Raw genomic sequence first — 13,090 nt, 5'->3', positions numbered from 1 at the left:
CTTGCTCGCTCGGCTCCGTCCGCAAGCGGCCGGGCCTCACTCGCTGCGCGTAGGCTGGATCCGTGCCAGCCGTGAATCTGGGGATGCCCAAGGTCCCCGAAACGCTCGCCCCCCGCCGCAAGAGCCGCCAGATCAAGGTGGGCAAGGTGCTGGTGGGTGGCGATGCCCCCGTCAGCGTCCAGTCGATGACGACGACGCCGACCACGAACATCAACGCGACCCTGCAGCAGATCGCCGAGCTCACCGCCTCGGGCTGCGAGATCGTGCGCGTCGCGGTGCCGTCGCAGGACGACGCCGACGTGCTGCACATCATCGCGGCCAAGAGCCAGATCCCGGTGATCGCCGACATCCACTTCCAGCCGAAGTACGTGTTCCAGGCGATCGACGCCGGCTGCGGCGCGGTGCGCGTGAACCCGGGCAACATCCGCAAGTTCGACGACCAGGTCGGTGCGATCGCGGCGGCCGCGAAGGCAGCGGGCGTGTCGCTGCGCATCGGCGTCAACGCGGGCTCGCTCGACCGCCGTCTGCTCGAGAAGTACGGCAAGGCGACGCCCGAGGCGCTCGTCGAGAGTGCGGTGTGGGAGGCATCCCTCTTCGAGGAGCACGACTTCCACGACTTCAAGATCTCGGTCAAGCACAACGACCCGATCGTCATGGTCAAGGCCTATCGCCTGCTCGCCGAGCGGGGCGACTGGCCGCTGCACCTCGGTGTGACAGAGGCGGGGCCGGCCTTCCAGGGCACGATCAAGTCCGCGACGGCGTTCGGCATCCTGCTGGCCGAGGGCATCGGCGACACGATCCGCGTCTCGCTGTCGGCGCCGCCGGCCGAAGAGGTCAAGGTCGGCCACCAGATCCTGCAGTCGCTCAACCTCCGTGAGCGCAAGCTCGAGATCGTCTCGTGCCCGTCGTGCGGGCGCGCCCAGGTCGACGTCTACACGCTCGCCGACAACGTCACCGAGGGTCTGAAGGACATGACGGTGCCGCTGCGCGTGGCGGTCATGGGCTGCGTCGTCAACGGACCGGGCGAGGCGCGCGAGGCCGACCTCGGAGTCGCCTCGGGCAACGGCAAGGGCCAGATCTTCGTGAAGGGGCAGGTCATCAAGACTGTGCCCGAGTCCGAGATCGTCGCGACGCTGATCGAAGAGGCGAACCGCATCGCCGACGAGATGGGCCCCGAGGCACCCGTCGGCACCGCGCAGGTCGTCACGTCCTGATGCGATCCGGCCGTCTCTCGGCCGCGCAGCGCGCACTCGTCGAGGAGTGGATGCCGGCGGCCGAGGTCGTCGCCGACCTCAGCTGGAACCAGGTCGACACCGTCGTGCTGCGGGTGCGGCAGGGCGGGGCGGAGTTCGTCGTGAAGGCGGCCGGTCCGGACGGCCACCACTTCGTGCGGGAACTGGACGCCCACCTGGGCGGCCTGCTGTCGGTGTGGTCCGACGTGGGCCATGCCCCCGTCCTGCGCCATCACGACCGCGACGCCCGGGTGCTGGTGACCGAGTGGCTGCCGGGCGAGCTCGCCTATCGCACGCCGTGGGGCGTCGACCCCGACGTGCACCGTCGTGCCGGCGCGCTGCTGCGGCAGCTGCATGCCGGGGCGACCCGGCCGTCGGAGGGAGTGGATGCCGCCGCCTCCGCCCGCTCGCTGGTCTGGCTCGACGCGCCGCACGCGATCGCGCCCGACGTCGAGGTGCGGCTGCGCGGCGCGCTCGCGACGCTCGGGACCGTGGAGGCCGAGCTCGTGCCGACGCACGGCGACTGGCAGCCGCGCAACTGGCTCGTGGACCCCGCCGCCGCGGACGAGGTGCGGGTGATCGACTTCGGCCGGTTCGCGTTCCGGCCCGCGGCTACCGACTTCGTGCGGCTCGCCGTGCAGGAATGGCGCGAGGCTCCCGCGTGCGAGACGGCGTTCTTCGAGGGCTACGGCCGGGACCCCCGGCATCCTGAGCACTGGCTTCTGATGCGGCTGCGCGAGGCGATCGGCACCGCCTGCTGGGCGCACCAGGTCGGCGACGTCGAGTTCGAGGCGCAGGGGCATCGCATGATCGCCGACGCGCTGGCCGAGTTCGACGCGCGCTGAGCCTCCCTCCCGGCGCAGGGCGGATCAGCAGCGCCGTGCCCGGATCCCGCCGACCGTCGCGAAGACGAGTCCCGCGGCGACGAGCGCGCCGGCGCTGAGGGCGACCTGCGGGCCGCCCGAGGCGCCCGACTCCGCGAGCTGCGGCGCCCCCGCCGGTGACGCCGTCGGCGAAGCCGGTGACGCCGTCGGCGAAGCCGGCGACGCCGTGGGCGAAGCCGGCGACGGGGTCGCCGACGGCGTGGCGGTCGGTGTGGGTGTGGGCGTGGGGGTCGGTGTGAGTGTGGGTGTGGGTGTGGGGGTCGGTGTGACGACCGGCTCGATGACGACGGGGGGCGCGGTCGCCTCGAGCGTCTCGGGGTCTTCGGGCAGCCCGGGGAGCGGCACCGGCTCCGGCGCGACGTACCCGGTGGGGACGATCACCTCGGCGACGTACCCCGCCTCGGACTGCTCGAGCTCGACGGTGTACGTGCCGGTCTCGGGGTCCACCGGGACGGTGAGTGGCTGGTCCTCGATGTCCAGGAGCGGTGTGCCGTCAGGGTCCTCGATCTGCACCGTGGTGCCCTCGGGGACGACCAGCCCGGCGGGCGGGTCGGGTGTCGTCACGGTGCCGGTGATCACGACCTTCGGCGCCGGGCTCGCGAGCCACAGCTGCGCGGTCGGGAAGCCGTCGCGGATGCCGAACGTGATCCGGATGCTGCGGACCGTGGCATCGGGCTGGAACCATCCGTACGCGCCCGCGGTGTCGCGGGTCGTGGCAGGGGAGCCGGGAAGGCTGTTGCCGCGCAGCGTGCCTGGGACGTAGTCGATGCCGTCGAAGCTCTCGGGTGCGGTGACCCACACCGGGGCGTCGGTGAAGGGGCCGCCCGCACACGCTCCCGGCTTCGGCGTCGCGGCGCAGTAATTGCCGGTCGAGCGGAACCCGACGGCCGCGGGCGGGAGGGGACTGGTCTGCGCCGCGTCCGAGAAGGCCTGGATGAACGCCCAGTCCGCGTCGATGTCGCCGAGTGCGAATCCCCACCCCGACGGCGGCGCACCGTCGAAAGAGATGTCGGTCACGGAGTTCGAGGAGCCCGCCGGGGACAGCGTCAGGTAGGGCTGGGACCGAGTGGTGCCGTACTCGGCCCCGAAGTCGGTGCCGGCGCCGAGGAAGGCCGTGACACCCGACGGCGAGGCCAGTGTCGACCCGGTGGAGGTCACGGTGGTCGCGGGGAATCCGGTCGACGCGGGGAACGTCGGCGTCGCGGTGTACGCGCCCGACGATCCCGATACGGCCCACGTCGGAAGGACCCCGACCTGGCCGGACTCCACGGCGTGCGCCGCCGCGGGGACGAGGGCGGCAGCACCGGCGAGCGCCAAGGCGATGGGCAGTGCGAACGCGCGCGCAGCAGGCTTCGACATGCGATTCTCCGTCCCGTCCGGTGCGCGCACCGGCCCCCCGAGGCAAGATGTTCTCCCGGTCATCCCACCATTCGCACGCTCACGCGCGCAAGCATCCCGATCAGCGGGACGCCCGGCGCCCGTGCCGCGCGGCGATGACGGCGGCGGCCACCTTCAGCAGCGGCGCCTCGCCGATGCGGTCGTCGTCGCCGCGGACGAGACGCGCGGCGAGATCGGGGCGCAGCTCCCACAGGTACTCGCGGCTCACGACCGCGTGCGGCGGGTGCGAGACGATCTTGATCCGGCCGGCATCCTCGATCAGCGGGATCGCGTTGCGGATGTTCTCGGCCGTCGTGCGGCTCTCGGCGTCGAGCCGGATCGGGCCGGTGTACCCGCGCTCACGCGCATAACGGGCCATCAGTTCCGCCTCGGGCACCTCGCCGCCGACCGCGCCGCCGCACAGCACGAGCACGCTCTCGGACGCGGCCGGGTCCAGCGAGCGCAGGCCCACACGCACGCGGTAGCGGTTCACGAAGTTCGCACGAGGCCCCGTGTCGCGGTACCCGAGGACGACGACAGCCTCCGATCCGCCCGCGGGCGCGGGCGACGGACCGAGCGCCTGACGCGAGGTGCGCCAGTGCACAGTCTCCGCCCAGGCGAGCACGCCCACGGCGCCCGCAGCCGCCAGCGAGATCGGGATCAGCAGCACGCGACGCACAGCCCCGACCCTAGAGGCATCCGGGTGCGGGGACGTGGCAGGATCACGAGGGTGCCCCCCGAACGGATCGCCCTCATCTCCGACGTCCACGGCAATCTGACCGCGCTCGAGGCTGTGCTCGACGACATCGCAGGGCGCGGCATCCATCGGATCGTCAATCTCGGTGACAACGCCGGCAAGGGTCCTCGCGGCGCCGCCGTGGTCGAGCGCGTCCGCGACGCGTGCGAGATCAACATCCGGGGCAACTGGGACGACTTCCTCGAGGGGATCGGCGACGACGAGCCCGAAGAGATGCGCTGGTGGCGCGACGAGCTGTCGCCCGCGCAGCGCGCGTGGCTGCGGTCGCTGCCGCTCAGCCACGACCTGACGCTCAGCGGACGGCGGGTGCGGCTGTTCCACGCGTCGGCCGAGAGCCCGCACGTGCGGGTGCACTTCCGCCACACCGACGAGCAGTTCGACGGGATGTTCCAGGCCACGCCGATGACCGGCGACGGCCCGGAGCCCACCGTCGTCGGCTACGCCGACATCCACGACGCCTACATCGAGTCCCGCGACGGGCGCACGCTGTTCAACGTGGGCAGCGTCGGCAACCCGCTGGACGAGCCGACGCCGAGCTACGTGATCCTCGAAGGAGTGACGGATGCCGACGGCCCGGCGCCGTTCGAGGTGCGCTTCGTGCGCGTTCCGTACGACGTCGAGGCCGAGATCGCGGTCGCCGAGAGGCTCGGGATGCCGCAGGCCGGCGTCTGGGCGGTCGAGCTCCGCACCGCCGTGTACCGCGGACGGCAGGCGTCGTGACTGCGCAGGAGCCGCAGCCGGGGGCCGGGCCGGAGCCCGGCGCGGCGCCGGACGCACCGGCGCCCGCGCCGCGCGCCCCCCTCTCCCGCCCGATCGTCGCCGGTGTCGTCACGGCGCTCGTCGGCGTGACCAGTTCGTTCGCTGTCGTGCTGACCGGACTCGACGCGGTGGGCGCGACGCCCGCCCAGGCCGCCAGCGGCCTGCTCGTGCTGTGCGTGACGATGGGTGCCTCGGCGATCCTGCTCGCGTGGCGCTACCGCATGCCGATCACGGTGGCGTGGTCGACTCCCGGTGCTGCCGTGCTCGCCGCGACCGGCTCCGTCGAGGGAGGCTGGCCGGCGGCCGTCGGCGCGTTCCTCGTGACGGCCGGGCTGATCCTGCTGACGGCGCTGTGGCCGCAGCTCGGCCGCCTGATCGCCCGCATCCCGCCGTCGATCGCGCAGGCGATGCTCGCGGGCGTGCTGCTGCCGCTGTGCCTCGCACCCGTGACCGGCATCGTCGCGGACCCGTGGGGCGTCGCGCCGGTCGTGATCGTCTGGCTCCTGGGCGTGCGGCTCGCGCCGCGCTGGGCCGTGCCGCTCGCATTCGTCGCGGCATCCATCGTCGTCGGCGTCGACGTGGCGGTCACGGGAGCCTCGATCGACCCCGCCGTGCTGATCCCGCGGCTGGAGTTCACGGCGCCCACGCTGACGTTCGGCGCCGTGGTCGGGCTCGCGCTGCCGCTGTTCCTCGTGACGATGGCCTCGCAGAACGTGCCCGGCGTCGCGATCATGCGCAGTTTCGGCTACGAGGTGCCGTGGCGACCGGCGATGCTCGTCACCGGCGTCGGCACGGCGCTCGGCGCCACCGCAGGCGGACACGCGATCAACCTCGCCGCGATCAGCGCGGCGCTCGCCGCAGCCCCGGACGCCGACCCCGACCCGAAGCGGCGCTGGGTGGCCGGCGTGTCGACGGGTGGGACCGGCATCGTGCTGGGCGGCCTGTCGGCGGCGCTCGTCGCGCTGGTGGTCGTGGCGCCCGAGGCCGTCATCCCGGCCGTCGCCGGCATCGCGCTGTTCGCAGCCTTCGGCTCGGCCGTGCAGCAGGCGATCGACGACCCGGGGGAGCGGCTGCCTGCCGTCGTGACGTTCCTCGTCGCCGCGTCGGGGGTGGCGATCGCCGGCGTCAGTGCCGCCTTCTGGGCGTTGGTCGCCGGGCTCGTCGTGCGCGAGGTGCTGCACGTCGGCCGTCGCGGGCGCTGAGCCGTGCAGGGCTCAGCGCCGCGGTCTCCGAGCGCCCCGGCGGCCTCAGCGCCCGCGGCGACGGGCGACGATCGCGCCGTGGACGCGCAGCAGGCGCGGTACGACGAGGTAGACGGCGAGCGGCACGACCACGGCCGTCAGCACAAGGGCGCGCAGGACCGGATGCCAGGACTCCGAGAACGGTGCGATCAGCAGCATCCCGACCGAGACGAGCGGGAAGATCGCGAGCCAGGTGATGACGGCGCGGACATGGACTGACGGTGCGGCCGGCGGGTTCGGGGCGGACGCGGCGGCCTCGAGGGGCGTGGCGGCGGCAGGAGCGGTGACGGTGGCAGATGTGCTGACGGTGGTGTCAGGCGTGTTGGCGGCGGGAGCGGTCATGTGCGGCATCCTTCGAATATTCCAACTGAACAGTTGCAACTGACTGGTTGCAAGTGAATCACTCCCCGGTCTATTCCGCAACCATTCAGTTGGATTCATGCCTATGATGGCGGCATGGCGTGGGACACCGAACGCACCAAACGGCTCCTGCTCGATGCTGCGACCGCTGAGTTCAGCGAGCACGGCCTCGCCGGCGCCCGGGTCGACCGCATCGCCGCGGCCGCGGGCGTCAACAAGGAGCGCATCTACCAGTACTTCGGCAAGAAGGACGAGCTGTTCGCCACCGTGCTGTCCGAGGCCCTGCAGGCGGCGCTGCAGGCCGTGAACGCCGAGGGGACCGGGCCCGCGGCCGTGGGCGACTACGCGGCTCGGCTCTTCGACCACCACATCGCGCACGGCGAGATCCCGCGGCTCGTGTACTGGGAGGGCCTGGAGCGTGGCGTCGAGGCCGCCGAGAGTCCCGTGCGAGCCGCGTTCCACGCGGAGAAGGTCGACCGCATGCAGCGCATGCTGCCGGGGATCGGGCGCGTCGAGGCGGGGGAGCTGCTGCTGACCCTGGTCAGTCTCGTCAACGCCTGGCCGGTGCTGCCGCAGCTGGACGCGCTGATCATCCCCGGCGGCGGCGACCGCGAGGCGCGCATCGCGGCGCGGCGGGCGTCGATCGTCGGGACGGTGACCGCCGCGGCGGCGGCCGCGATGGCCTCCGTCCCGGACCGACCGAAGGCCTCAGTGCAGCGTGCCGGCCGGTACGGCGGCGTCCTCGGTGACGTCGAGGCTCGTGCGCACCGCGATCTCGAGCGCCTCGACGATCTGCAGGATGGGCAGCGTCGCGGCGTCCGATGACGGCGCGTGCTCGGACGACCAGGGGACGTGGACGAATCCCGCGCGGGTTCGGGATGCCGCGGCCTCCAGCGCCGTGAAGAACACGTGGTTGCACACGAACGTGCCCGCCGAGTACGACACCTCCGCGGGGATGCCGCCGGCCGTGATGCGGCGCGCGATCTCTTTCACGGGAAGGGTCGCGAAGTGCGCGGCCGGTGCGCCCGGTGCGCTCGGGACGTCGACCGGCTGATCGCCGTCGTTGTCGGGGATGCGGGCGTCGAGGAGGTTCACCGCAACGCGCTCGACGCCGATCGCCGCGCGTCCGCCGGCCAGGCCCGCGGCGATCACGACGTCGGGGCGGTGCTCGGCGACGAGTTCCCGCAGGCGTGCGCCGGCGCCCGCGAAGGTCACCGGCAGCACCGCGGTGATCAGCACCTCGGGGCCGCTCCACCGTGAAGCGACCAGGTGCACCGCCTCGCCGGAGGGGTTGGCGGCGTCGCCGCCGAACGGCTCGAACCCGGTGAGCAGCACGGTCGTCATACGTCCAGCCTAAGCAGTGGGCTCGAGCACGATCTCGCCGGTGGCGATGTCGGCCGAGCGCAGCCGGAGGCGCACCGTCGTGCCGGCGGCGGCATCGAGTCCCGCGACCTTCGCGGCGACCGGCGGGTCGACGAGCTGCACGCGCGCCCCGCCGTTGCGGCGGCCCAGCACGACCGCGTCGAACGTGCGGCCCTCGCGGCCCGACAGCTGTGCCGCCTCGACGCGGTCGAGCGTGCCGGCTTCGAGCCGGCCTGCCAGCGCGTCGCTGCGGCCCATGATCTTCGGCAGCGTGGCGAGGCTCTCCCTCGCCCAGGCGGGGACGACGAGGCCGTTCGCGATCGCCTCGCAAACGACGAGCGACCAGCGGTCCACGAGCCGGCGCAGCGGCGCCGTCGTGTGCGCGTACGGGGCGCCGATGGCGGACTGGATCGGGTCGGCCGGCGGGGTGCCGTCGAAGGCGACATAGCCGGCGCCGCGGAACAGGCCTGTCGCCGCATCCAGGATCGCCAGCGCCGTGGGGTCGGTGCGGTCGAGGTCGCGCAGGTAATCGCCGTACGCGACGTCGTCGCGCCAGGGCAGGCCGAGGGCGACGGTCTGCGCTCGGAACGTGGCGACGTCGTCAGGATCGGCGGCCGGCATCGTGCGGAGCACCCCGACGCGGCCGCGCAGCATGAGCTCGGCGGCGGCCATGCCGGTCAGCAGCGACACCTGGGCGTTCCAGTCCTCCACCGGCAGCGGGGCGTCGCGTTCGAGGCGGTAGCCACCGTCGTCGGGCACGATGTGCGCCTCGGGCACGTTGAGGCTCGCCCCGCCGCGCTCGGACTCGCGCGCGAGCCGCTGCGGGCCGAACCAGGCGAGCGCCTGCAGGGTGGCCGGTGCCGTGCCGGCATCGATCGCCGCCTGCGCGTCGACGTAGGTCCACTGCCGACGCGACCGGATGACGGCGCGATGCAGCGTCGTCACGACCGGCCGGGCGCCCTCGTCCAGCTCGAACCGCCAGACATACGCCCGCCGGTCACGATCGGGGAGCAGGGATGCCGCGTCCTCGCTGATCTCGACCGGATGCAGCGGGATGCGCCCGTCGGCCGCGTACAGCGTCTGCCCGCGCCGCCGTGCCTCGGCGTCGACCGCGCCGCCCGGTTCGACGTAGGCCGGGACATCGGCGATCGCGTACTGCAGGATGCCGCCGGTCGGCGCCCCCTCGGGCGACAGAGCGAGCTCGAGGTGCATGGCCTGGTCGAGATCCGTCGAGCCCGCCGGATCGATCGTCAAGAACTCGACATCCCGCAGATCGTCGACCCCCGCGATCGCCGGGTCGGTCGGCACCGACACTGCCGCGGCGTGGGCGGCCGCATCCACCTCTGCCGGGAACCCGGTCGGCAGCTCGAGGTCGATGCGCAGCTGCGCCAGCGACTCGATCAGCTCGTCGTGGACCCTGGCGGGGGCGAGTCGAGGGCGGCGGGCGGGCACCCGATCAGTGTAGGCACGGAGCCCTCGCGCCCCGCAGGGAGATTCGTCGCGCGCCCGGGAACCTTTCGGTCGATCCCGGACACTACTTGTTATGAGCGACGACGCCGCCGCCCTCTGGGGGCGGGTGCTTGCGGGTGACGAATCTGCACTCGGCACCCTGTTCGAACAACATGAGGCACGTCTGTTCCGGCACGCCTGCCGCCTGCTCACCGCACGTGAGGATGCGAAGGACGCCGTCACGATCGCGTTCTTCGAGCTCTGGCGCAAGCGCGACGTGGTGCGCCTGGTCGACGGGTCGCCGCTGCCCTGGCTCCTGAACACCGTCGCGCACTCTGCGCGCAATCTGGAGCGCTCAGCGCGCCGTTACCGCACCCTTCTGACCCGCTCGCCCATCGATGCGCCGTCACCGGCGCCGGTCGCCCGCGACGAGTCCGGTGTGATGGCAGCGCTCCGCCGGCTGCCCGCCCGGGAGCAGAGCGTCGTCGTTCTCACCGTGCTGGAGGGGTACCCCGAGCGCGCGGCCGCCGAAACGCTGGGCATCCCGATAGGGACGGTGAAGTCGCGACTGTCGCGGGCGAAGACGAGGCTCCGGCAGGACCTGGGCTCGATCGAGGGAGCATGGACATGAACGACGGACTCTCGCCGCGCGAGCGGGCCGAGCTCCGCGACGTCGTGGTAGCCGGCGCGCAACGTCTGCGGTCGAGGCAGGGGCGCGCGCGAATCGTCGCGGGCGCAGTCGCGCTGGTTCTCATCGGCGGCGTCACGGGTGGCGCGGTGGCGACCGCCGCTCTGCTCGGGTCGGACACGAACCCGGCACCAGCGCCGACCGCCACGCGAACGGAGCCCGCGCCCGAGCCGTCTCCGACGCCTACGCCGACGCCGACGCCGACGCCAACGCCCCATCCGGACGTCGATCCTGGCTCGGCGGGAGTCGAGCCGTTCGGAGGGGACTGCGCCGCCGCACTGACCGACGAGGAGGTCGACGCACTGCGGGGCATCGACATGACGCGCTCCGACTATCGCTGGCAGACGGGCGCGAACGCCGTGCTGGGCGGAATCGACTGCGTATGGGTATCGGCAGAGGCCTACCTCACGGCGACAGTGCACCTTTTCGCATATCCCGCGGACACCATCGCCGCCTCGCTTCTGGACGTCGCCGCCCCCGGATGCGTCGGCACCGGCGAGGCGTCCCGGGTCTCGTGCACGCAATGGGCTGACGTCGACGGGACGTGGCTGCTCGTGCGCGCCGTCGGCTCGGCGGAGCAGATCACGCAGAGCGGAGTGGACGCGCTCTTCGCCGCGGCCGCCGCGCGGATGGCCGACCACCCGCGGGCAGTCCCCGCGGTTCGCACTGACGCATGGTGGAGCGCGCCGGACTGCGGCAGCATCGAGGCGCAGATCGACCCTGCCGTGTACGGGTATGAGCGTGTCGCACTGTTGGACGGACAGCAGTCCACGCCGCCGCCGGAGCAGCCGGAGTCGATCGTCTCCCTGCTGGGTGCCGCATTCGCCTGCGAGTTCCACTTCACCTCGGGTACGGGCGACGGATCGCGCGGCGAAGTCGTGCGCATGGACGTGGTTCCCGGCGGCGGCACGTCGTTCTCCTCGGCCCAGAGTGCGGAGCATGGCGAGCCCGTGACAGTGCAGGGAGCCCAGGGTGCGGTCATCGTGCCGGGGCTCGACCGGTACGAAGGATCGCCCGCAGTCATCGCCGTGACCGACGGGGTCAACATGCTCATGGTGTCGCCGGACATGACACGCGACACGGCGGACGCCGCGCCGCTTGCGGCCACGCTGTTGGCGGCGATGCAGTGACGACTCGCCGGGAGGCGGCATCCGCTCGCCCTAGACTTGACGATCGTGGTCACCCGTCTGTCGAACTTCTTCCTCCGCACCCTCCGTGAAGACCCCGCCGACGCTGCCGTCACGAGCCACAAGCTGCTCGTCCGCGCCGGCTATATCCGACCGCAGGCCGCGGGCATCTTCGCGTGGCTGCCGCTGGGGCTGCGGGTCAAGGCCCGGATCGAGGCTGTCGTCCGTGAAGAGATGGCCGCCGCGGGCGCTCAGGAGGTGCACTTCCCGGCGCTGATGCCGCGCGAGGCGTACGAGGCCACCGGCCGGTGGGAGGAGTACGGCGATCTGCTGTTCCGCCTCCAGGATCGCAAGGGTGGCGACTACCTGCTTGCCCCGACGCACGAGGAGGCCTTCACGCTGCTCGTGAAGGACCTGTACTCGTCGTACAAGGACCTGCCGCTGACGATCTACCAGATCCAGGACAAGTACCGCGACGAGGCGCGTCCCCGCGCAGGCCTGCTGCGCGGCCGCGAGTTCACGATGAAGGACGCGTACTCGTTCGATTCGTCCGACGCCGGACTGGATGCCTCGTACATGGCGCAGCGCGACGCGTACGAGCGCATCTTCCAGCGGCTCGGTCTCGAGTACGTCATCGTGCAGGCGGATGCCGGCGCGATGGGCGGCTCGCGCTCCGAGGAGTTCCTGCACCCGACCGCGGTGGGCGAAGACACCTTCGTCCGCTCAGCCGGCGGGTACGCGGCCAACGTCGAGGCGTACACGACCGTCGCGCCCGCCGCGATCCCGCTGGACGGGCTCGGGGCACCGGTGATCTTCGACTCGCCGAACACGCCCACAATCCAGACCCTCGTCGATCACTCGAACGCCCATCTCGATGCGCCCGCGTCGGGGATCGCCGGTCCGGCCACCGACGGCGCCGCGGAGTGGACCGCCGCCCACACGCTGAAGAACGTCGTGCTCGCGCTGACCCACCTCGACGGCACGCGCGAGCTCGTGATCGTCGGCGTCCCCGGCGACCGCGACGTCGACGACAAGCGCGTCGAGGTCGCGTTCGCGCCGGCCGAGGTGGAGGCGGCGACGCCCGAGGACTTCGAGAAGCACCCGCTGCTGGTCAAGGGCTACATCGGCCCCTGGTCCGAGACGGGCGCCGTGCTCGGCGAGGAGTCCGCGACCGGCATCCGCTACCTGCTCGACCCGCGCGTCGTCGACGGCACGGCATGGATCACCGGCGCGAACATCGACCAGAAGCACGTGCACACGCTCGTCGCCGGCCGTGACTTCGCCGGTGACGGCTTCGTCGAAGTCGCCACTGTGCGCGCGGGCGACCCGGCGCCGGACGGCTCAGGCCCGGTCGAGCTCGCCCGTGGCATGGAGATCGGCCACGTCTTCCAGCTCGGCCGCAAGTACGCCGAGGCGCTGGGACTCAAGGTCCTCGATGAGAACGGCAAGCTCGTCACCGTCACGATGGGCTCCTACGGCATCGGGGTGACGCGCATCCTCGCGATCATCGCCGAGCTCAACAACGACGAGAAGGGCCTCATCTGGCCGGCCTCGGTGGCGCCGTTCGACGTGCAGGTCGTGGCGACCGGCCGTGACAGCGTCGTGTTCGAGGTGTCGGAGCAACTGTCGGCAGACCTTGAGGCCGCAGGCCTCGACGTGCTCTACGACGATCGTCCCAAGGTCTCACCCGGCGTCAAGTTCGGCGACGCCGAGCTTGTGGGCGTGCCGAAGATCGTGATCGTGGGCCGCGGAGCGGCCGACGGCCAGGTCGAGCTGTGGGACCGCCGCACCGGGGACCGCGAGGTCGTACCGGTGGGTGAGGTCGTGGCGCGGCTGAGCGCGTAGCACCCTTCC

13 protein-coding genes are annotated in these 13,090 nt (G+C 72.3%); 8 read left to right on the top strand and 5 right to left on the bottom strand.

Going from position 1 to position 13,090, the window contains the following annotated elements; genetic code table 11:
- Nucleotides 1–62: 62 nt before the first annotated feature.
- The gene (ispG, locus tag ABEA46_RS18140; protein ID WP_185842942.1) at nt 63–1,214 is read left to right on the top strand and encodes a flavodoxin-dependent (E)-4-hydroxy-3-methylbut-2-enyl-diphosphate synthase; all 1,152 of its coding nucleotides are present in this window, start codon (nt 63–65) and stop codon (nt 1,212–1,214) included.
- Nucleotides 1,214–2,077 carry an aminoglycoside phosphotransferase family protein gene (locus ABEA46_RS18135; protein ID WP_345546535.1) on the top strand — a complete coding sequence of 288 codons (864 nt, stop codon included), beginning with the start codon at nt 1,214–1,216 and terminating at the stop codon, nt 2,075–2,077. The genes ispG and ABEA46_RS18135 overlap by 1 nt, the downstream gene beginning before the upstream one ends.
- 24 nt (nt 2,078–2,101) lie before the next feature.
- On the opposite strand, the gene ABEA46_RS18130 is transcribed toward ABEA46_RS18135, so the two are convergent.
- Together ABEA46_RS18130 and ABEA46_RS18125 are read right to left on the bottom strand one after the other, a co-directional pair.
- Entirely contained in the window at nt 2,102–3,475 is a 1,374-nt protein-coding gene (locus ABEA46_RS18130) for a hypothetical protein (protein ID WP_345546533.1), read from the bottom strand.
- 100 nt (nt 3,476–3,575) lie between these two features.
- A complete protein-coding gene (locus ABEA46_RS18125) occupies nt 3,576–4,172 on the bottom strand; it encodes a YdcF family protein (RefSeq protein WP_345546531.1) in 597 nt (198 codons plus the stop codon).
- Between the two features lie 51 nt (nt 4,173–4,223).
- Here ABEA46_RS18125 and ABEA46_RS18120 point away from each other — a divergent pair, with 51 nt between their 5' ends.
- Entirely contained in the window at nt 4,224–4,970 is a 747-nt protein-coding gene (locus ABEA46_RS18120) for a metallophosphoesterase family protein (protein WP_345546529.1), read from the top strand.
- Nucleotides 4,967–6,211 (top strand): benzoate/H(+) symporter BenE family transporter, encoded by a 1,245-nt coding sequence (locus ABEA46_RS18115; RefSeq protein WP_425563216.1) that lies wholly within the window; start codon nt 4,967–4,969, stop codon nt 6,209–6,211. The genes ABEA46_RS18120 and ABEA46_RS18115 overlap by 4 nt, the downstream gene beginning before the upstream one ends.
- 45 nt (nt 6,212–6,256) lie before the next feature.
- Here the strand turns inward: ABEA46_RS18115 and ABEA46_RS18110 are convergent, their stop codons facing one another.
- Nucleotides 6,257–6,592, bottom strand: a complete 336-nt coding sequence (locus ABEA46_RS18110; protein ID WP_345546528.1) for a putative antibiotic biosynthesis monooxygenase — start codon at nt 6,590–6,592, stop codon at nt 6,257–6,259.
- A 114-nt stretch (nt 6,593–6,706) separates the two neighbouring features.
- Here ABEA46_RS18110 and ABEA46_RS18105 point away from each other — a divergent pair, with 114 nt between their 5' ends.
- Complete coding sequence (locus tag ABEA46_RS18105; RefSeq protein WP_345546526.1) at nt 6,707–7,435, top strand: TetR/AcrR family transcriptional regulator; 729 nt, start codon at nt 6,707–6,709, stop codon at nt 7,433–7,435.
- On the opposite strand, the gene pcp is transcribed toward ABEA46_RS18105, so the two are convergent.
- On the bottom strand, nt 7,319–7,954 hold the full coding sequence (gene pcp / locus ABEA46_RS18100) for a pyroglutamyl-peptidase I (RefSeq protein WP_345546524.1): 636 nt from the start codon (nt 7,952–7,954) through the stop codon (nt 7,319–7,321). The two genes, ABEA46_RS18105 and pcp, sit on opposite strands and share 117 nt — an antisense overlap.
- Before the next feature lie 9 nt (nt 7,955–7,963).
- Complete coding sequence (locus tag ABEA46_RS18095; RefSeq protein WP_345546522.1) at nt 7,964–9,424, bottom strand: RNB domain-containing ribonuclease; 1,461 nt, start codon at nt 9,422–9,424, stop codon at nt 7,964–7,966.
- 91 nt (nt 9,425–9,515) lie between these two features.
- Here ABEA46_RS18095 and ABEA46_RS18090 point away from each other — a divergent pair, with 91 nt between their 5' ends.
- Genes ABEA46_RS18090 through ABEA46_RS18080 form a run of 3 tightly spaced genes read left to right on the top strand, consistent with a single transcriptional unit; the run spans nt 9,516 to nt 13,081 of the window.
- Nucleotides 9,516–10,052, top strand: a complete 537-nt coding sequence (locus tag ABEA46_RS18090) for an RNA polymerase sigma factor (protein ID WP_345546520.1) — start codon at nt 9,516–9,518, stop codon at nt 10,050–10,052.
- Nucleotides 10,049–11,239 (top strand): hypothetical protein, encoded by a 1,191-nt coding sequence (locus tag ABEA46_RS18085; protein WP_345546518.1) that lies wholly within the window; start codon nt 10,049–10,051, stop codon nt 11,237–11,239. Before ABEA46_RS18090 ends, ABEA46_RS18085 begins: the two co-directional genes overlap by 4 nt.
- A gap of 45 nt (nt 11,240–11,284) precedes the next feature.
- Complete coding sequence (locus ABEA46_RS18080) at nt 11,285–13,081, top strand: proline--tRNA ligase (RefSeq protein ID WP_345546516.1); 1,797 nt, start codon at nt 11,285–11,287, stop codon at nt 13,079–13,081.
- Nucleotides 13,082–13,090 lie beyond the last annotated feature (9 nt).

This window comes from Microbacterium jejuense (assembly GCF_039544225.1).
Classification (GTDB): Bacteria; Actinomycetota; Actinomycetes; order Actinomycetales; family Microbacteriaceae; genus Microbacterium; species Microbacterium jejuense.
The sequence above is the reverse complement of the archived record's forward strand: the minus strand, read 5'-3'. Positions and strand labels throughout refer to the sequence as shown.

Excerpts from the sequence above, each read along its gene's own strand:
- ABEA46_RS18130 (WP_345546533.1), bottom strand. The coding sequence starts at position 3,475 with ATGTCGAAGCCTGCTGCGCGCGCGTTCGCACTGCCCATCGCCTTGGCG.
- ABEA46_RS18135 (WP_345546535.1), top strand. The coding sequence starts at position 1,214 with ATGCGATCCGGCCGTCTCTCGGCCGCGCAGCGCGCACTCGTCGAGGAG.
- ABEA46_RS18110 (WP_345546528.1), bottom strand. The coding sequence starts at position 6,592 with ATGACCGCTCCCGCCGCCAACACGCCTGACACCACCGTCAGCACATCT.
- ABEA46_RS18090 (WP_345546520.1), top strand. The coding sequence starts at position 9,516 with ATGAGCGACGACGCCGCCGCCCTCTGGGGGCGGGTGCTTGCGGGTGAC.
- pcp (WP_345546524.1), bottom strand. The coding sequence starts at position 7,954 with ATGACGACCGTGCTGCTCACCGGGTTCGAGCCGTTCGGCGGCGACGCC.
- ABEA46_RS18085 (WP_345546518.1), top strand. The coding sequence starts at position 10,049 with ATGAACGACGGACTCTCGCCGCGCGAGCGGGCCGAGCTCCGCGACGTC.
- ABEA46_RS18105 (WP_345546526.1), top strand. The coding sequence starts at position 6,707 with ATGGCGTGGGACACCGAACGCACCAAACGGCTCCTGCTCGATGCTGCG.